This is a genomic window from Micromonospora parva (assembly GCF_040649675.1).
Lineage (GTDB): Bacteria > Actinomycetota > Actinomycetes > Mycobacteriales > Micromonosporaceae > Micromonospora > Micromonospora parva.
Genome location: NZ_JBEZFX010000002.1, coordinates 383,857 through 400,762, shown reverse-complemented (window position 1 = coordinate 400,762; position 16,906 = coordinate 383,857). Strand labels below are relative to the sequence as shown.

The following is a 16,906-nucleotide window of genomic DNA, read 5'->3' as shown; positions in this document are numbered from 1 at the left end:
GTCCTTTCGGTCCGAGTGACAAAGCCGATCTTCGCACCCGGTTGGGCCACCTGCACATGGAGGCCGCCGGGCCCCGGCACGGGCACCCACGCGGGCACCTCGCCGGTCATCATGAGCGGGTGAGTGAGCCCGCGATCGGCATCGACCGGCCTCACCGGTCGGCCCAGTCACCACCACCGCCGGAGCGTCAGCCGGAGCCCGGCGCGCGCACCCGCGGCCCGTGGCTGGTGGCCGCCGCCACCAGCGTGACGCTGCTGCTGCTCGCCGGCCGCTACGGCTATCACCGTGACGAGCTGTACTTCCTGCTCGCCGGTCGACACCTCGACTGGGGCTACGTCGATCAGGGTCCGCTGGTCCCGGCGCTGGCCCGGCTGCTCGACACGATCGCGCCGGGCAACCTGGTGGTGCTGCGGACCCCGTCCGCGCTGCTGGCCGGCGGTGCGGTGCTGCTGGTCGCCGCGATCGCCCGGGAGCTGGGCGCGGGTCGGGGGGCGCAGCTCGTCGCGGCGGTGCTCGCCGCGCTGTCCGGCATCGTGCTCGCCAGTGGTCACCTGCTCAGCACCACCACCGTCGACCTGCTGGTCTGGTTGCTCGCGGCGTGGTGTGCGGTGCGGTTGCTGCGTACCGGTGACAGCCGTTGGGCGCTGGGCATCGGGCTGGCGCTCGGTGTGGGCATGCTCAGCAAGCTGCTGCCGGCGCTGCTGGCGGTGGGCCTGATCGTCGGGGTGCTCATCGCCGGGCCGCGTCGGCTGCTGCGCGACAGGTGGGTGCTCGCCGCCGCCGGGGTCACCGTGCTGTTGGCCGCGCCGAACCTGATCTGGCAGGCGTCGCACGGCTTTCCGCAGCTCGGCGTGGCAGCGTCCATCTCCGGCGGTGACAGCTCCTACAGTGGTCGGCTCGACGCGTTCACCCTCCAGTTCGTCATCATCAGCCCGTACGCGGTACCGATCTGGATCGCCGGCCTGGTCGCGCTGCTGCGCCGGCCGGCGTGGCGGGCCTACCGGGCGGTGGGCTGGGCGTGGTTGGTGGTGGTGGGCATCGTGCTGGTCGCCGGCGGCAAGGGCTACTACGACGCGCCGCTGTTGCTGGTTCTGACCGCCGCCGGTGCGGTGGTCACGGTCGCCTGGGCGTCGCGCGGGTCGCTCTGGTGGCGTCGAGGGCTCCTCGCGCTGGGTGTGGTGCCGTTCCTGCTGCCCAACGTCGTGCTGCTGCTGCCGGTGCTGCCGGCCGACCGGTTGCCCGGTTTCGTGGTCGACGTCAACTACGACGCCGGTGAGACGATCGGCTGGCCCGCGTTCGCCGACTCCCTGGCCGCCGTCCACAACGGACTGCCGCCCGAGGAGCGTTCGCGGGCGGTCATCCTCACCGCCAACTACGGGGAGGCCGGTGCGGTGGCCCGGTACGGTCCGGCCCGTGCCCTCCCCCGCGCGTACTCCGGGCACAACAGCATGGTCGACTTCGGGCGGCCGCCCGCCGACGCGGACGTGGTCATCGCCGTCGGCTGGGAGCGCCCCGACCAGCTGAGCACCTGGTTCGAGCAGTGCATCCTCGCCGGGCGGGTGGATCAGCGGGTCGAGGTGGACAACGACGAGAACGGCGGCCCGATCCACGTGTGCCGGGGGCTGCGGCGTCCGTGGGCGCAGATCTGGGACACCGAGGTACGCCACACCGGGTGAGCGCGGTCAGCCCGGGTCGGCCGGAGCCGCTGGTCAGCAGGGTTCAGCCGGAGCTGCTGGTCAGCCAGGCCTGGATGCCGACCAGGGCCTCGGGGCCGGAGGTGGCGTCGACGTCGCGGGCGAGGTCGGCGATGGTGACCGCGGCGAGCGCCTGCCGCCACGCGTCCTCGGCCGCCCACATCGCCCGGGCGACGGGGCACGGCGTGGTGCAGGCGTCGGCGGGGGTCGCGAAGGGGCCGCGCTGGCGGATCTCGGTGCAGACGAAGCTCGGGCCGGGACCGTCGACGGCCCGGACCACGTCGAGCACAGTGACGCTCTCCGGTGCGCGGGTCAGCACGTAGCCACCCGACTTGCCCTGCACGGAGTGGATCAGGCCGGCGCGGGCCAGCGCCTGGAGCTGCTTGGCGAGGTAACTGCTGGAGACGTCGTGCAGTTCCGCCAGCTTGGCCGCCGGAACGGGCGTGTGGCTGGCGGTGAGCACCACGCAGCAGTGCAGCGCCCACTCGACCCCGCCGGACATCTTCATGACGTCACCCTAGTCACCCCGTTACTCGGACCTCGTGTGTCCGAGTATAGTTCCCGGACAGAAGAAGTCCGAGTATCGGCGAGGTTTCCGTAGCCGGACACCGGACCACACACGTCACTGGAAGGTGCATGGGCATGAAGATCGCCGTACTGGGCGGGACCGGTCTCATCGGGTCACAGGTCGTCAAGATCCTGCAGGCCGCAGGGCACGAGGCGGTGCCGCTGTCGCCGTCCACCGGGGTGGACCTGCTCACCGGGCAGGGCCTGTCCGACGGGCTCGCCGGCGCCGAGGTCGTCGTCAACCTGACGAACTCACCGACCTTCGACGAGGCCTCACCCGCCTTCTTCCGCACGACCATGGACAACCTGCTGGCCGCCGCCGCCCGCGCGGGCGTGGGGCACGCGGTGATCCTCTCCATCGTCGGCGTCGACCAGGTGCCCGACCTGGACTACTACCGCGCCAAGACCCTCCAGGAGGACATCCTCACGGCCGGTCCGATTCCGTACTCCATCGTCCGCGCCACGCAGTTCTTCGAGTTCGTCGACGCGATCCTGTCCTGGACGGCCGACGACACCACCGTCCGCCTACCCAGCACCCCGGTGCAGCCGATGGCCGCCGCCGACGTGGCCCAGGCCGTCGCCGAGGTCAGCATGGGCGCGCCGTTGCAGGGCATCCGCAACGTCGCCGGGCCCGACGTCTTCGCCCTCGACGAGCTGGGGCGGATCACCCTCGCCGCCCGCGACGACCAGCGCACCGTGACCACCGACGACAGCGCCGGCATGTTCGCCGCCGCGCCCGGCGACGTCCTGATCGCCAAGGGCGACGCCGTCATCGCGCCCACCGCCTACCGGGAGTGGCTCGCGCGCCGGGCCTGAGGTTGTCAGCCCGATCCGCACGTCGCCGTGGCAGCCGGTCACGACGGCGACGTGCGGGTCCCGGCGCGCCACTCGTGCGCCAGGATCGCGAAGACGAGCTGGTCGGCCCACTCCCCCTTGAACAGGTAACTCTCGACGTGGCGGGCCTCCTGGCGCATGCCGAGTCGCGTCATCATCCGGGCCGACGCGGCGTTGCGGCCGTGGCACCTGCCGTAGACCCGGTGCAGCCCGAACTCGTCGAACCCCCAGGCCAGCACCGCGGCGGCGGCCTCCGTCGCCAACCCGCGACCGCCGTGATCGGGGTGAAAGACGAACCCGATCTCGGCGGTACGGTCCACCTGGCTGCGCCACACCAACTCCACGATCCCGATCACCCCGGCGTCGGTGACCGCGGCCACCGTCAGGCAGTCACCCTCCGCGCGCCAGGCGTCCTCACCCGCCATGGCCAACACCGACGCCCGGGACTCTTCACGGGTACGCGGCTCCGCCCCGAGCATCCACCGCACCACGTCGGGCCGGCGCTGATACGCGTACACGTCGTCGAGGTCGTCGATCGTGACCGGGCGCAGCGTGAGGCGGGTGGTGCGGATCGGGTACGTCGGCTGGAACATCACGCGATCGTAGAGATCCGCTCGGCGTGCTCGGGTGCCGGTCGATCGGTGTCCGGGCGTCGGGGCAGCAGCAGCGGGCTCGCGAGGATCACCAGCCCGGCGACCGTGATCGCCGTGCGCGCGCTGGTGGCCTCGGCGAGTAGCCCACCGAGCGCGCTGAGGGTGGCGATGGCCGCACTGCTGCCGATCGACCAGGCAGAGAGGGTGCGGACAACGCGCTCCTTCGGAGTCTGTTGAAGGCGGTAGGTGGCGAGCACCGGGTTGTACAGACTCATGCAGATGATGATCGCGAACTCGACGGCGATCACCGTGGCGAGACCGGCCACGCCCGGCTGCACGACGGCGAGGCCGATCAGCCAGATCGCGCGCAGCGCTCCCACGGTGCGGATGATCCGGTGTTGGCCGTAGCGCGCCACCACCCGACGGGCCAGGCGTGACCCGATGAGTCCGCCCACACAGGGCACGGCGAACGCGAGACCGTACTGCCAGGGCGGAAAGCCCAACTCGCCGAGCAGCAGCACGGCCAGCAACGGCTCCGTGGCCATGATCAGTCCACTGACGAGCAACTGGTTGAGGTAGAGCGCCCGCAGGCCGCTGTGGGTGAGCAGATGCCGCCAGCCGTCGAGCAGCTCGCCGGCCCGGACCCGGGCCGCTCCGGTGCGCCGAGGGTGATCCTCGTGGCCGCGAATGGCGGTGATGCCCAGCGCCGAGAGCAGGTAGCTGAGCGCGTCGGCCACGATGGTGACCACCGGCCCGAACAGGCCGACCGCCGCGCCGCCCAGCGGTGGTCCGAGCGCGATCGCGCTCCACGTCGTCGACTCGAACCGCGCGTTCGCCACCAGCAGGTCGTCCGGCCGCACCAGGGCCTTGAGGAACGCGCCGCTGGCCGCGTTGAAGGCGATCTTGGCGGTGGCGACCACGGCCGAGACGACCAGCAACTGCCCGAAGCTGAGCCGGCCCAACGCGTACGCGACGGGGATGGTCAGCAGCACCGCGAACCGGGCCAGGTCCATCCCGATCATCAGCGGCCGCTTGCGGTGGAACTCCACCCACGGCCCCAGCGGCAACGCGATCAGCGCGCCCACCGCCGGCCCCAGCGCGGCCAACACCGACACCTGAGCCGGGCTGGCCCCCAACACCAGCACGGCGATCAACGGCAACGCCCCGAAACCCAGCCCCGACCCGTAGGCGCTGACCGCGTACGACGCCCACAACCACCCGAACCGCCGACCCAGGGATCGCCTCGCGGACAAGCCCGCACCTCCCGCTCCCGACAACTCGTCGTTGACCGCCGCGATCAAAGCAAGGCCACTGACCGTGGATCAAACAACCGGACGGGCGGCGCGGCACAACCAGAGGTTGTGTCAGTAGGGTTCGTCGGGTGAACCTCGACGCCGTCCGCACCTTCGTCGCCGCCGTGGACGCCGGCCAGTTCCAGGACGCCGCCGCCGCGCTGTCGATCACCCAGCAGGCCGTCTCCAAGCGCATCGCCGCACTGGAGAAGGACCTCGGCGTACGGCTGTTCACCCGCACGCCTCGCGGCATCGCCCTCACCGTCGACGGTCAGACCTTCCTGCCGCACGCCCGTGAACTGCTGCGGGCCGAGGCACGCGCCGACGCCTCCGTACGCCCCGGCCGGCGGGCACTGCGCGTCGACGTGCACAGCCGGCGGACCGCACCGGCGGTGCTGCTTCAGGATTTCCACCGCGCGCATCCGCGTATCGAGCTGGACGTGGTCACCCTCGACGCCGACGTGCACGCTGCGATGGCCGCCGTCGAGGCGGGGACTGTCGACGCCACCTTCCACGCCGTCACCGTCGCCGCGCGCCACCTGCCCGCAGCGATCAGTGCCACCCGCGTGATCGACGAGCACCACGACCTGCTCGTGGGGCCACGCCACGCGCTCGCCAACGCCCGTACCGTCACGCCCGCGCAACTCGCCGAACACCGCATCTGGATGCCCGGCATGGCCCCCGGCACCGAATGGTCCGCCTACTACGACGAGCTCGCCGCCGCGTTCGGCCTCACCATCGACCTGGTCGGGCCGGTCTTCGGCAACGAGGCGCTGCTGGCCGAGATCGCCGACTCCGCGCAACTGGCGACCCTCGCCGGCGAACGCACCCGGTACCTGTGGCCGGACAGCTACGACCTGCGCCGGATACCGGTACGCGACCCGGCGCCGGTCTACCCCATGTCACTCATCTGGCGCGACGACAACCCGCACCCCGCGCTGCGCGCACTGCGTGAGCACCTCGACTCCCGCCGGGTCCCGGCCCCCGACGCCGAGGTCTGGCTACCTCCCTGGGGTTGAGACGACGCCGGGACAACTGGGTACGGTGGCCCCGTGCTCTCGGCCGTGAAGGGTTTGTCCCGCTACCACACCGAGGAGTCGCTGCGCGCGTACCTGCTCCAGCGCTCGCACCGCACCGAGAGCGGCTGCCTCATCGTCCACGGCTACGGGCCGCGACGCGGGGTGCACCAGAAGGTCGCCGGCCGCGCGTGGGCGCACATCGCCGCGTACGCGGTGCTCGTCGGTGACTACGACCCCGGCCTCGACGTCGACCAGGCCTGTGGGGCCGCCGACTGCATCGAACCAACCCACCTACGTCAGGTCAGCCGCTCGGAAACCTGCCGAACCCGGTCACAGTCAGCGCAGTGCCGCAACGGCCACGACCGTGAGCTCGATGACGCGACGGGTCGCTACCGGCGGGTCTGTCGGGCCTGCAACCGGGAGGCGCAGCGTCGGTGGCGTGAACGCGAGGCCGCCGAGGTGGCGCAGGCGCGCGCCTCGTACGGCCGCACGTAGCGCGCCCGACGCGCAGAGCTGAACGAAGCCGGCCGTACGGCGGATGCGACCCGGCCGCAAACCCATCCTTAGGCAGATGTCCCGGGCGGCTCGGTGTGACAGTTTTGCCCCGTGACGACAGTTGATCGTGAAGTACAGCGCCGCCACCGGGTCCTGACGGTGGTGGCCGGTGGGGTTCTTCTCGGCGTGGTGGACCTGTTGCTGCAGCTCGGTCTGCCGTACCCCTGGGCGAACCTGGCCAATTCCAGCGCCGTCTGGGCGGTCGGCGCGTTCGCCATCGGATGGTGGCTCCGCGCCGACTGGCGGCGGTCCGCGTTCGCCGGGATCGTGCTGCTGGTCGTCGCCGTGGAGGCGTACTACGTCGCGGCGGTCGTCCTGTTGGACGACAGCGCGCAGAACCTGTGGTCGCCGACGACGTTGATGTGGCTGTTCTTCGGAGTCCTCGCCGGCGCACTCTTCGGGGTGGCAGGTGGGCTGAGCCGCCACGGGCAACCGTGGGTTCGAACGATCGCCGTGGCCATGCCCGGTGCGGTCCTGCTCGCCGAGGCGGCCATGCTGTTCCACCGCAGCGCACAACCCGGCCACGACTCGCACTACCGCACCGACAGCCTGCAGACCGCGGTGATCGAAGCGGTGCTCGGCGCCGCACTGATCCTGGTGGTCGCTCGGACCAACCGGGTACGTCTGCAGGCGCTCGCCGCGGCAACGGCACTCGCGGTGCTCGGCTTCGCCGCGTACACCATTGCCGGCTTCGGCAGCTGATCAGTGCCGCATCAGCCCCGTTCTGCCAATGGGCTCCCCGTGCCCCGTTGGCGGTGTGTGGCGATGCAGGTCAAGCCCGATGTCGACGACCACGGAACGCTCCAGGGTGGCGACCTGTTCCAGCGGCACCCATTGCGCCAGGTCGGTCGTGCCGCCCGTCTCGGATCGCAGCTCACCGCCCGCGATCCGAGCCCGGTAGAAGACAGCCAGCGTGTGCAGGTCGACAATCCCGCCGTCGTAGCTCTCGACGGTCCGGGTCCGCGAGTTCACACCGAGCAGCAGCTCGACCTGCGCCTCGTACCCCGTCTCCTCGGCCACCTCCCGCACGACGGCGTCGAACGGATCCTCGGCGTGCTCGACCCCTCCACCAGGTAGCGTCCAGTGCCGCCGCGCCCGGTCTGGTGAGACCCAGCGGGCGAGCAGCAGACGATCGTCTCGCAAACACACCGCGTACGCGGCGACCCTGAGCCGTTGTGCGATCACAGTGACAGGATCTCGCAGTTCGCGGGCCAAGCGCTGCCCCCACGACACCATCCTGATGCATTACGCACAAGAACTGTCATTATGATGCACGTACGATATGCCCGTTTTGTGGCGGTGATTTATTGGATTACTGTTACCGGTAAACCGTTAATTGCCATAACGGGGTGGACGACGTCGCGTGTGGAGGGGCCCCGAAGGCGCGAGGGAGACGGGCACCTCCCGTCTCCCTCGATTCGAAGTCCTGGCCCAGCCCTATCTGCTCGATCAGGCCGCGGCGCGGTCGGCGAGTGGGCGGCGACGCAGTGCGGTGTCGGTCAGCGAACGCGGGGGCATGGGAGCGTTCGGGTTGTACAGGTTGGTCCCGGGCGGCACGATCTCGTCGATTCGGTCGAGGGCCGCGTCGTCCAGGGTCAGCGCGGCGCCCTTGAGGAGATCCTCCAGCTGCGGCATGGTCCGCGGTCCGATGATCGCCGAGGTGACGGCCGGGTGGGCCACTGTGAACGCAATGGCGAGCTGCGGGAGGGTGCAGCCGATGCTCTCCGCGAGGTCGACGAGCTGCTCGACGACGTCGAGCTTGGCGGCGTTTTCCGCGAGCGTGGGATCGAATCGTTCCGGCCGGATTGTGGGACGCCCGGTGGACAGGTCGATGGGCTGGTTCTTGCGGTACTTGCCGGTGAGGAACCCGAAGGCCAGTGGGCTCCAGACAAGCACGCCCATTCCGTAGCGCCGGCAGACGGGCAGGACCGAGGCCTCGATCCCGCGGGCCAGGATCGAGTACGGCGGCTGCTCGGTGCGGAAGCGTCCGAGGCCACGACGCTCGGAGACGTGATGCGCCTCGACGATCTCCTCGGATGGGAACGTCGAGCAGCCGAAAGCACGGATTTTCCCCTGGCGCACGAGGTCGCTGAGCACCGAGAGCGTCTCCTCGACGTCCGTCGAGTCGTCGGGGCGGTGGACCTGGTAGAGGTCGATCCAGTCGGTGTTCAGGCGCCTGAGGCTGTCCTCAACCGCCCTGAGGATCCAACGCCGCGAGTTGCCACTGCGATTGCGGCCCTCGCCCATCTGGAAGTGCACCTTGGTGGCCAGGACAACGTCATCACGGCGCCCCCGCAGCGCCTTGCCGACGATCTCCTCGGACTCTCCCTGCCCGTACATGTCAGCGGTATCGACAAAGTTGATCCCCTGATCCACTGCGGCATGGATCATACGAACGCAATCGTCATGGTCGGAGTTGCAGCCATCCTGGAACATCATGGTCCCGAGGCAGTAGGCACTGACGTGAATGCCAGTTCCACCGAGGGTGCGATAGCGCATGGTGATGCTCCCTTGATTCAGCCGTGATCGCGGAGCGACAGAAGTGTCGACCGCACGGGAACCCTAGGATCTAGAGTTGACTCTAGGTCAAGCCGCTAGCCTGAACGGCATGGCTGAGGTCACCACAAATCTGAGCATCGGGCAGGTCGCCGAACGCACCGGCTTGAGCGTCCACGCGCTGCGCTTTTACGAGCACGAGGGCCTCTTCGTCAACCCTGTGCAACGTGGACCTGGCGGGCGTCGCGTCTACAGCCAGGATGACGTGGACTGGCTCACCGTCTGCATCATCTTGCGCGCCTCCGGCATGCCCCTGCCCGCGCTACGCCGATACGCCGACCTCGTCCGGCAGGGAGCCGGCAACGAGGAAGAACGACTCACGCTCATGCGCGAGCACCAAGCCCACGTCACCACCCAGATCGGCAAACTCGCCGAGTGCCTGGACCTGATCAGGTTCAAGGTCGGGGTGTACGAGGACCTCCTCGACCCGGACAGCGGTGGCGACCGCCAATGCCACGCGGCATCTCCTTCGGCGAACGACGAAGACGCCAACAACATCGGGCTCATCAATGGCCCGCGAGGACCAATGACGCCGGACCCGGCGCTGAGCCCGTAGTGGTCGTGCCATGGATAAGCTCCAGCGCTTACGGTCAGGTCGTCACTGTCAGCTCTTGCGAAAGCGAGAACCCATGTCAGCGTCCCACCCCCCGTCGCCGGTGATCACGCATTTCGCGGCCCGCGCCGGCGACCACAACGACCGGGCCATGCAGGCGTCGGGAATGATCGCGGCCGAACTCGCCGCCCGGCTGGGTTCAGCGCCGGTTGTCATCGGGTCACCCGAACCCGCGCTGTGTACCAACTGGGAAGAAGAGTTGGCCGCGGCTCGGCCGGCACTGCGCGCCATGGCAGAGCATTTCGACACGTTGTTGCGCGACGGCGCCTTTCCGGTCACGGCGCTGAGCCGCTGCGCGGTCGCTCTGGCGACGCTTCCCGTCGTCGCCAGGTATCGCCCGGACGCGGTGGTCGTCTGGTTCGACGCACACGCGGACCTCAACACTCCCCAGAGCAGCACGACCGGCTACCTCGGCGGCCTCGCCTTCAGCGGCCCCCTCGGTATGTGGGACTCCGGCCTGGGACAGGGGCTGAAGCCAGAGAACGCGATCCTTTGCGGGGCACGTGACATCGACCCGGGCGAGCAGCCCCTGATCGATGATGGCGTGATCACGCTGGTCGGGCCAGGACCGGACCTGGCGAAGAGGCTGCGGGCCGCGATCGCCGGCCGTCCGGTCTATGTGCACCTCGACTGCGACGTCCTCGAACCCGGCATCGTGCCCACCGACTACCTCGTTCCCGGCGGCCTCACACTCAGCGAACTCAGATCCGCCGCGCTCGCCATCGGCGATTCCGACCTCGTCGGCTTGGAGATCGGCGAGTTCGAGGCCGGGGAAGACGCCGATGGCCTACCAGTCCACCCCGGTCCGCTCCTGGACGCTCTTCAGCCGCTACTCGACACGGCGGTGGGCCCGCATGCTGTTCCGTAAGGGGCATCCCTGTCCGGAGCAACCCGGGGTCACGAAGGCGACCCGTCGACAGGGGTGCGCCCGGCCGGCGGCTGGAGCCAGCGATCAAACCAGGCGCGCGTGCGGCGCAGGAGGTCGATTTGGTGGTGGCGTTCCCGGATCGCGTGGCCCTCTCTCGGGTACGTCACGAACTCGTGCTCGACGTCGAAGTGGCGCAACGCCCGGTGCAGATACACGGCCTGCCCGAGGGGGACGTTGGTGTCCTCGGCGCCGTGCACGATGAGCACCGGAGTGCGGATCTGACTGGCGAAGGAGATCGGGCTGACCGCGTCGTGCGGGTGTGGTCCGATGCCGGACCAGCCGGTGCTGCCACCCAGCGCCGCCTCGAACTGGCCGTTGTCGCCGGTCGCGGCGAGCATGCCCCAGTCGACGATGCCGGCGCCGACGAGCGCGGCGCGGAAACGGTCGGTCTGGCCGATGGCCCAGGCGGACATGAAGCCGCCGTGGCTCCAGCCGGCGATGCCCAGCCGGTCGGGGTCGGCGACGCCCTCGGCGATCAGTAGGTCGATGCCGGTCAGGATGTCGGTCCACTCCTGCTGACCGACCCGGCCGGCGACGCTGGCGGCGAACTCGTGACCATGGCCCTGGCCGCCGCGCGGGTTGGGCAGGAACACCGCGTAGCCGGCGGCTGCCAGCCACTGCGCGCTGGGGAACCAGAACAGCTGGCAACGATCGGCGTAGCGATCGTACGGGCCGCCGTGCACGATCGTGACCAGCGGGAACGGGCCTTCGGACGCGTTTCTTCCGACCGGGAGGACGAGCAGGCCGTCCAGGTCGAGGCCGTCGACGGCGCGGTAGGCCAGCGGCTGTTGGGTGCCGAAGGTGATGCCGTCGAGTTCCGGACGGGTGTGGGTGATGCGTCGCAGCGGCCCCGTTGGCGCTCCGATGTGCACGTTCGGCGGTTCGTAGCGGGCGCCGGTGCGTACCGCGATCGTGTCGCCGGTGGGGGTGGCGGTGAGGTTGTCGAGACGTCCGGGGTGATGCGACAGGGTGGTGAGGTCGGTGTGATCGAGCCTGGCCACTGTGGTGTTCAGGCCGTCGGCGAACACCGCCAGCGGGGCGGTGTCGGTCTGGCAGAGTTCGGTGGGGCACATCGAGAGGCCAGCGGTGCGGTTGCGGAGGACGCGGCTCTCCACTGCCAGGTCGAACACGGCGGTGCCGGCTTGCAGAAGCGGTGGGGTGAGCGCGACGTAACCGAGGTGCCAACCGTCATCACCCGGCCACCATGCCAGCGACCGTGCGTCGACCGCGACCGGTCCGAGGTTCTCCGCCGTTTCGCTGGTGGGGTCGAACAGGTGCAGCTGGTTGGTGCGTGGCCCGTGGTCGTTGTCGGCGCTGGCCCAGGTCAGCACGGCGAGTGGGCCGCCGTCGGGACGTTGCCGCACCTCCACGACGTGCCGGTCAGCGAACACCTGCGGGCTGACCACCTGGCCGGTACGCAGGTCGAGCAGGCGCAACTGGGTACGCGGCTCGCGCTCGCCGACCACGATGGCGTCGTCGCGGTCCCGGGCCCGGCGCGCGTCCCGCTCGGTGGGTTCGTCCTCGGCGAGCAGCGCGACCAGGTCGGGATCGCTGAGCGGCAGGTGGTCGATGACGCCGCCGCTCCAGCTGGTGCACGTGGTCACCGTGCCGTCGGCGAGGGTGAGGCGGTGCAGTTGCGGGGTCCCACGCTCGGTGCGGTCGGACAGGAAGAACAGCGTCTGGGAGTCCGCCGACCAGCGTGGCCGGGACTCGGTTGCGGTGTCGGCGGTCGCCCGGCGCGACGCGACACCATCGGTGTCGACGAGCCAGAGCTCGGTGTCGAGGTGGTCACCGGCCCGGCTGATGGGAGCGAGAACGTAGCCGAGCAGTCGCCCGTTCGGGGCGAGTGCCGGGGTCTGCGGCTCACGACCATCGACGACGAGGTCGGCGGTCAGCCCTGTCATTCGATCAGTCTGCCAGCACCGGCGTGGCACCACGAACCGGTGCGCCGCTGACACGTCCGCGCCGGACTCTTCCACGGCGACGTCGAGGCACCGGGATAGCATGCTCACATCCCGCTGGTGACGGGTGCGAGGAGGAAGCCGGTGGCCTGGTGCCGATACAGCGTCGGGCCGTCAGCTCATCTCCGGCCGCCGGGCCACCTCGATGGTGGAGCAGCGTGACCACGTGTTCTCCGTGGAGGAACGCGACCTGATCCGGGAGCGGTTGTTGCGCCTCGCCGCGCAAGATCCCGCCGTGGTCGCCGCGGCGATCACCGGCTCGCATGCCAGCGGCGATGAGGATCGCTGGTCGGATGTCGATCTGGCCTTCGCGGTCAGCGACCCGCTCGACGTCGTCATGTGTCGGTGGACGCAACTCATGTACCGGGACTTCGCCGCTGTCCATCACTGGGACCTCCCTTCCGGGTCGATGCTCTACCGGGTGTTCCTGCTTCCCCACTGCCTGGAGGTCGACCTCGCCTTCGGCCCGGAAGCCGACTTCGGGCCGCGAGGTCCGAGTTGGCGTCTCATCTTCGGGCAAGCCGCACCGTCCCAGCCGGTTCCGGCGAGCGGTTACGACACAATCGCCGGCCTGGCGTGGCACCACGCCCTGCACGCGCGGATCAGCATCGAGCGAGGCCGATACTGGCAGGCGGAGCACTGGATCAGCGCGATGCGCACCCAGACGATCTCACTCGCTTCCCAGCGCCTGGGTCATGCCACCAGCTACGCCAAAGGCGCCCACCTCCTGCCCACCACCATCACCGGACCCCTCGAAACGACTCTGGTCCGTTCCCTGGACGAGGTCGAGTTACGTCGCGCGCTGTCGGCCGCCGTAGCCGTCCTGAGCACAGAACTCACTCGCACGGACGCGGCCCTGGCCGACCGACTGCGCCCGATTCTCGGCGAACTCGCCGCCAGCTCATGACGATCAACGCGATTGCGGTGATCGGGGCGTAGCAGGAGCATCGTCTCGTGGAGGAGATGATGACCGGCGGCAACATGGGCGGCGCGATACGCGTCGGCGACACCGTTCGGCGTGCTGCCGCCGAATGGAACCCGACCGTGCAGCGCCTGCTGGGGCACCTTCGTGACCGCGGCCTCACCTGGGTGCCGCACCCGTTGGGCACCGACGAGTACGGGCGTGACACCGTCTCGTACCTGCCGGGTGTCGTGCCTCAGTACCCGCTGCCGGCCTGGGTCTGGAGTCGGGAGGTCCTCATCGACGCCGGCGCCCACCTCGCCCACCTTCACCAGGCCAGTCTGGGCTTCGATGTCTCCGGTGCCGTCTGGCAGTCCGCGGTACGACAGCCGGCCGAGGTCATCTGTCACAACGACTTCGCGCCGTACAACATGGTCTTCACCGATGGCCGACTGAGCGGGTGTCATCGACTGGGACACGGCCTCGCCAGGCCCCCGGTTGTGGGACGTGGCGTACCTCGCCTACCGGCTGGTGCCGTTGGCGGACCCGAGCAACGGCGACGCCATTGACAGTGACCTGGGCGAGCGGGCCCGACGCCTGCGGCTGCTCGCCGCCTCCTACGGCTCGCAGCTGGCGCCCGCAGACGTCCTCCCCGTCGCCGTTGCGCGACTGCACGATCTCGCCGCCTTCACCGAGGCCCGCGCCGACCAGGGTCAGGAGACGGTTCGCAGTCACGTCGAGCTCTACCGCCGCGACGCGGCGTGGATCACGAGGCACGCCGATGAGCTGTGCCAGGAATCCGGCTGAACCACTGGCCAGTGTGACGCCGATTCCGGTGGGTGTCGTGGCGACGTCCTGGCAGACCGGGACGTCGCCACGGCTCGGCACCTGTTGGTGCGGCGGGATCAGTGGACGGGCCGGCCGAACCAGCGGGTGAGGTGGTGGTCCAGATCCCGCTGGTCGTCGCCGATCCAGGCGACGTGGCCGTCGGGGCGGAGCAGGACGCCGGGAGCGTCCAGTGCCGCGGTGGAATCCGCGAGGTGGTCGACCCGGTCGGACCAGCCGCCGACGGTCAGGCGTTCGGTGCGGTCCAGCAGCAGGCCACGGCCGCGGTGCAGCAGGCCGTAGAGGTGCCCGTGCTTCACGTCGATGTCGGGCAGCCGGCGACCGAGCAGGTCGGGGCCGTCGCCGAAGTCGTAGCGGATGCCGATGGCGGTGATCTTTGTGAGCAGGTGCAGGTTCACCTCGTCGAAGTCCATCAGCTCGATGAGCAGCCGGCGCACAGCCTGTGCGCCCGGTTCGGTGGACAGCAACTGCGTCTGGGCCCGGGTGTTGTCCAGCACGTCCTCGGCGACCGGACGCCGTTCGGCCTGGTAGGTGTCGAGCAGGGCCTCCGGCGCCCAGCCGCGGACCTGTGCGGCCAGTTTCCAGCCGAGGTTGACGGCGTCCTGAACGCCGAGGTTGAGGCCCTGCCCGCCGATGGGGGGATGGATGTGCGCCGCGTCGCCGGCCAGCAGCACCCGTCCGACCCGATAACTGTCGGCCAACCGCATGGCGTCGCCGAAGCGGGACAGCCAGCGCGGGGAGTGAACGCCGAAGTCGGTCCCGGCTACGGCGCGCAACTGGCGCTTGAAATCGTCGAGGGTGGGCGGTTCGGCGCGGTCACTGACGCCGGCGGCGGGGACCAGGACGCTGTAGACGCCGACGCCTGCTGGCCGGAGCCAGAACCGTTGATGGGTCTCGCGGATCTCGGCCACCCTGACGGCGATCTCCTCCGGCGGGATCCCTACTGCCATCTCGCCCATCAGGCTCTCGGTCCGTGCCGGCTCGCCGGGAAAGCCGACGCCGAGCAGTTTGCGAACTGTGCTGCGCCCGCCGTCGCAGCCGACGAGGAATCGCGAGCGCAGCCGTTCCCCGTCGGCCAGCTCAACGGTCACCCAGTCGTCGTCCTGCTCGACAGCGGTGACCGCCCGACCGCGCCGGACCTGCGCGCCCAGTTCGACGGCGTGCCCTTCGAGCAGACGTTCGATGACCGGCTGCGGAATGCCCAGCAGGTAGGCGTACCGGGGATCCAGGCCCGTGGGCGCGGGCTTGGGGATGGCGGCGAAGTAGGCGCTGGCCGGACGCTGCCGCCCGTGCGGGAGGATGCGTTCCAGCAGCCCGCGCATCGCCATCAGCTCCAGGCTGCGGATGTGCAGGCCGACGATGCGGACGGCCGACGGCGGCTCGGTCTCCTTCTCCACCACGAGTACCCGGACGTCGTGCAGCCGCAGCTCGGCGGCGAGCATCGCACCTGTCGGTCCGCACCCTGCGATGATCACGTCGTACGTGCGGGGGGCGTAATCGGTGCTGCGGGTCGGAGATGACGGGCGGCCGCCGACGACGGAGTCGGGCTCGACGGGGGCGGTCGACGGGTTTTCGGCGGTGAAATGCGCAGGGTGCACAGGTGTTGCCTCTCGGGAGTGCCGTGTTGGCGGGGCGCTCCCGGCGACACCTATGTCAGTCGCCCGACCGTGACGGCAAGGGGGAGCACCCACATCGCTTGAACGTTCATGGGTCTCACCTCCTCGGGTGGTGTCGCGGTCAGCGGCACGCTATCTCCCCCGGCCAGGTCGCGTCGAGCTCTTTCCGCCGCCGGGGTGATCACGACGTCGGGTGGGTCAGCGATCGGTGGAGCCACTCGGCCATCAGTGCGCGTTCGGCGTCGGTGAGCCCCGGCAGGTGGGGCAGCACCGTCGCGAAGGTCACCGCGACCGTGTTCGTGGTCGTGTCGGGTGTCGCCGGGGTTGTCGACAGGATGCTGGTGAGCACGGCGTCGAGCATGGCCTCGCTCAGGCCGGGGTCGCGCTGCTCGGGGGGCGTTCCGAGTAGCGCGAGGATGGTTCCGTGGCCCGCTGAGTGGATCATCATGAGTGCGCGTTGTTCGTCGACCCGCAGCAGACCGGCTGCGGCGAGTCGCCGGACGCGACGACGGAGCACGTCGAGGCCCGCGACGGTCGCCGGTGAGGGTGCGCCGCTCCCCCGGGCGGCCATCAGGGCGTACAGCTCGGGGTTTGTCAGGCCGAACTCCACGTGCGTGCGCCACCCGGTGCGCAGCTCCGCGACCGGGTCACCCGTCGCGGCGTGCGTGGCGACCGATTTGCCGCTGACGTAGCTGGCCATGACGTGCTCGGCGACGGCGTCGATGAGCCCGTCCTTGTCACCGAACAGGCGGTAGATGGTCGGCGCCTGCACACCTGCGGCCTGGGCGACGGCGCGCGTCGTCACCGCGTTAGCGCCCTTCTCGCGCAGCAGTTCGGTTGCTGCCGCGACGATGCCCGCGCGGACGTCGTCGCGGGATGCCATGTCCTGCGTCGTCACCATGAATCAATGCTAACAGCGACTTGTTAACCA

The 16,906-nt window shown here is 70.0% G+C and carries 18 protein-coding genes; 10 read left to right on the top strand and 8 right to left on the bottom strand.

Features of this window, described 5'->3' with window-relative positions:
• Window positions 1-119: 119 nt before the first annotated feature.
• Window positions 120-1,676 (top strand): ArnT family glycosyltransferase, encoded by a 1,557-nt coding sequence (locus AB0C03_RS07055; RefSeq protein ID WP_357635143.1) that lies wholly within the window; start codon window positions 120-122, stop codon window positions 1,674-1,676.
• Window positions 1,677-1,719: 43 nt separating this feature from the next.
• Here the strand turns inward: AB0C03_RS07055 and AB0C03_RS07050 are convergent, their stop codons facing one another.
• A complete protein-coding gene (locus AB0C03_RS07050) occupies window positions 1,720-2,202 on the bottom strand; it encodes an RrF2 family transcriptional regulator (protein ID WP_357635141.1) in 483 nt (160 codons plus the stop codon).
• Between the two features lie 134 nt (window positions 2,203-2,336).
• Between AB0C03_RS07050 and AB0C03_RS07045 the strand changes: the two genes are divergently transcribed.
• Window positions 2,337-3,077 carry an SDR family oxidoreductase gene (locus AB0C03_RS07045; RefSeq protein WP_030327640.1) on the top strand — a complete coding sequence of 247 codons (741 nt, stop codon included), beginning with the start codon at window positions 2,337-2,339 and terminating at the stop codon, window positions 3,075-3,077.
• A gap of 38 nt (window positions 3,078-3,115) precedes the next feature.
• On the opposite strand, the gene AB0C03_RS07040 is transcribed toward AB0C03_RS07045, so the two are convergent.
• Entirely contained in the window at window positions 3,116-3,688 is a 573-nt protein-coding gene (locus AB0C03_RS07040; protein ID WP_030327639.1) for a GNAT family N-acetyltransferase, read from the bottom strand.
• The gene (locus tag AB0C03_RS07035; protein WP_357635136.1) at window positions 3,688-4,941 is read right to left on the bottom strand and encodes an MFS transporter; all 1,254 of its coding nucleotides are present in this window, start codon (window positions 4,939-4,941) and stop codon (window positions 3,688-3,690) included. Before AB0C03_RS07035 ends, AB0C03_RS07040 begins: the two co-directional genes overlap by 1 nt.
• 128 nt (window positions 4,942-5,069) lie before the next feature.
• Here AB0C03_RS07035 and AB0C03_RS07030 point away from each other — a divergent pair, with 128 nt between their 5' ends.
• From AB0C03_RS07030 to AB0C03_RS07020, 3 genes are all read left to right on the top strand, one after another.
• Window positions 5,070-5,999, top strand: a complete 930-nt coding sequence (locus AB0C03_RS07030; RefSeq protein WP_357635134.1) for a LysR family transcriptional regulator — start codon at window positions 5,070-5,072, stop codon at window positions 5,997-5,999.
• 33 nt (window positions 6,000-6,032) lie between these two features.
• Complete coding sequence (locus AB0C03_RS07025; protein ID WP_357635131.1) at window positions 6,033-6,494, top strand: HNH endonuclease; 462 nt, start codon at window positions 6,033-6,035, stop codon at window positions 6,492-6,494.
• 111 nt (window positions 6,495-6,605) lie between these two features.
• Window positions 6,606-7,256, top strand: a complete 651-nt coding sequence (locus AB0C03_RS07020) for a DUF6518 family protein (protein WP_210858635.1) — start codon at window positions 6,606-6,608, stop codon at window positions 7,254-7,256.
• Here the strand turns inward: AB0C03_RS07020 and AB0C03_RS07015 are convergent, their stop codons facing one another.
• The gene (locus AB0C03_RS07015; RefSeq protein ID WP_282102214.1) at window positions 7,257-7,790 is read right to left on the bottom strand and encodes an NUDIX domain-containing protein; all 534 of its coding nucleotides are present in this window, start codon (window positions 7,788-7,790) and stop codon (window positions 7,257-7,259) included.
• 213 nt (window positions 7,791-8,003) lie between these two features.
• Window positions 8,004-9,053: an aldo/keto reductase gene (locus tag AB0C03_RS07010; protein WP_210865812.1), complete on the bottom strand. Its 1,050-nt coding sequence runs from the start codon at window positions 9,051-9,053 to the stop codon at window positions 8,004-8,006.
• A 109-nt stretch (window positions 9,054-9,162) separates the two neighbouring features.
• Here AB0C03_RS07010 and AB0C03_RS07005 point away from each other — a divergent pair, with 109 nt between their 5' ends.
• Complete coding sequence (locus tag AB0C03_RS07005; RefSeq protein WP_357635126.1) at window positions 9,163-9,666, top strand: MerR family transcriptional regulator; 504 nt, start codon at window positions 9,163-9,165, stop codon at window positions 9,664-9,666.
• A 100-nt stretch (window positions 9,667-9,766) separates the two neighbouring features.
• Complete coding sequence (locus AB0C03_RS07000; RefSeq protein ID WP_357635123.1) at window positions 9,767-10,591, top strand: arginase family protein; 825 nt, start codon at window positions 9,767-9,769, stop codon at window positions 10,589-10,591.
• A 29-nt stretch (window positions 10,592-10,620) separates the two neighbouring features.
• On the opposite strand, the gene AB0C03_RS06995 is transcribed toward AB0C03_RS07000, so the two are convergent.
• Window positions 10,621-12,555: a S9 family peptidase gene (locus AB0C03_RS06995; RefSeq protein WP_357635121.1), complete on the bottom strand. Its 1,935-nt coding sequence runs from the start codon at window positions 12,553-12,555 to the stop codon at window positions 10,621-10,623.
• Window positions 12,556-12,778: 223 nt separating this feature from the next.
• On the opposite strand from AB0C03_RS06995, the gene AB0C03_RS06990 reads away from it, so the two are divergent.
• Genes AB0C03_RS06990 through AB0C03_RS06980 form a run of 3 tightly spaced genes read left to right on the top strand, consistent with a single transcriptional unit; the run spans window position 12,779 to window position 14,320 of the window.
• A complete protein-coding gene (locus AB0C03_RS06990) occupies window positions 12,779-13,519 on the top strand; it encodes a nucleotidyltransferase domain-containing protein (RefSeq protein WP_357635118.1) in 741 nt (246 codons plus the stop codon).
• A gap of 47 nt (window positions 13,520-13,566) precedes the next feature.
• Window positions 13,567-14,082 carry a BUD32 family EKC/KEOPS complex subunit gene (locus AB0C03_RS06985; protein WP_357635115.1) on the top strand — a complete coding sequence of 172 codons (516 nt, stop codon included), beginning with the start codon at window positions 13,567-13,569 and terminating at the stop codon, window positions 14,080-14,082.
• Window positions 14,021-14,320, top strand: coding sequence for a hypothetical protein (locus tag AB0C03_RS06980; protein WP_357635112.1), 300 nt, complete (start codon window positions 14,021-14,023; stop codon window positions 14,318-14,320). The genes AB0C03_RS06985 and AB0C03_RS06980 overlap by 62 nt, the downstream gene beginning before the upstream one ends.
• 98 nt (window positions 14,321-14,418) lie before the next feature.
• Here the strand turns inward: AB0C03_RS06980 and AB0C03_RS06975 are convergent, their stop codons facing one another.
• Window positions 14,419-15,801: an FAD-dependent monooxygenase gene (locus AB0C03_RS06975; protein WP_435823361.1), complete on the bottom strand. Its 1,383-nt coding sequence runs from the start codon at window positions 15,799-15,801 to the stop codon at window positions 14,419-14,421.
• 355 nt (window positions 15,802-16,156) lie between these two features.
• Window positions 16,157-16,876 (bottom strand): TetR/AcrR family transcriptional regulator, encoded by a 720-nt coding sequence (locus AB0C03_RS06970; protein WP_030327625.1) that lies wholly within the window; start codon window positions 16,874-16,876, stop codon window positions 16,157-16,159.
• Window positions 16,877-16,906: the final 30 nt, after the last annotated feature.

Bases quoted from the DNA above. Each gene is read 5' to 3' on its own strand.
- AB0C03_RS07010 (WP_210865812.1), bottom strand. From the start codon at position 9,053: ATGCGCTATCGCACCCTCGGTGGAACTGGCATTCACGTCAGTGCCTAC.
- AB0C03_RS07040 (WP_030327639.1), bottom strand. From the start codon at position 3,688: ATGTTCCAGCCGACGTACCCGATCCGCACCACCCGCCTCACGCTGCGC.
- AB0C03_RS06995 (WP_357635121.1), bottom strand. From the start codon at position 12,555: ATGACAGGGCTGACCGCCGACCTCGTCGTCGATGGTCGTGAGCCGCAG.
- AB0C03_RS07005 (WP_357635126.1), top strand. From the start codon at position 9,163: ATGGCTGAGGTCACCACAAATCTGAGCATCGGGCAGGTCGCCGAACGC.
- AB0C03_RS07015 (WP_282102214.1), bottom strand. From the start codon at position 7,790: ATGGTGTCGTGGGGGCAGCGCTTGGCCCGCGAACTGCGAGATCCTGTC.
- AB0C03_RS07050 (WP_357635141.1), bottom strand. From the start codon at position 2,202: ATGAAGATGTCCGGCGGGGTCGAGTGGGCGCTGCACTGCTGCGTGGTG.
- AB0C03_RS06970 (WP_030327625.1), bottom strand. From the start codon at position 16,876: ATGGTGACGACGCAGGACATGGCATCCCGCGACGACGTCCGCGCGGGC.
- AB0C03_RS07045 (WP_030327640.1), top strand. From the start codon at position 2,337: ATGAAGATCGCCGTACTGGGCGGGACCGGTCTCATCGGGTCACAGGTC.
- AB0C03_RS06975 (WP_435823361.1), bottom strand. From the start codon at position 15,801: ATGCTCGCCGCCGAGCTGCGGCTGCACGACGTCCGGGTACTCGTGGTG.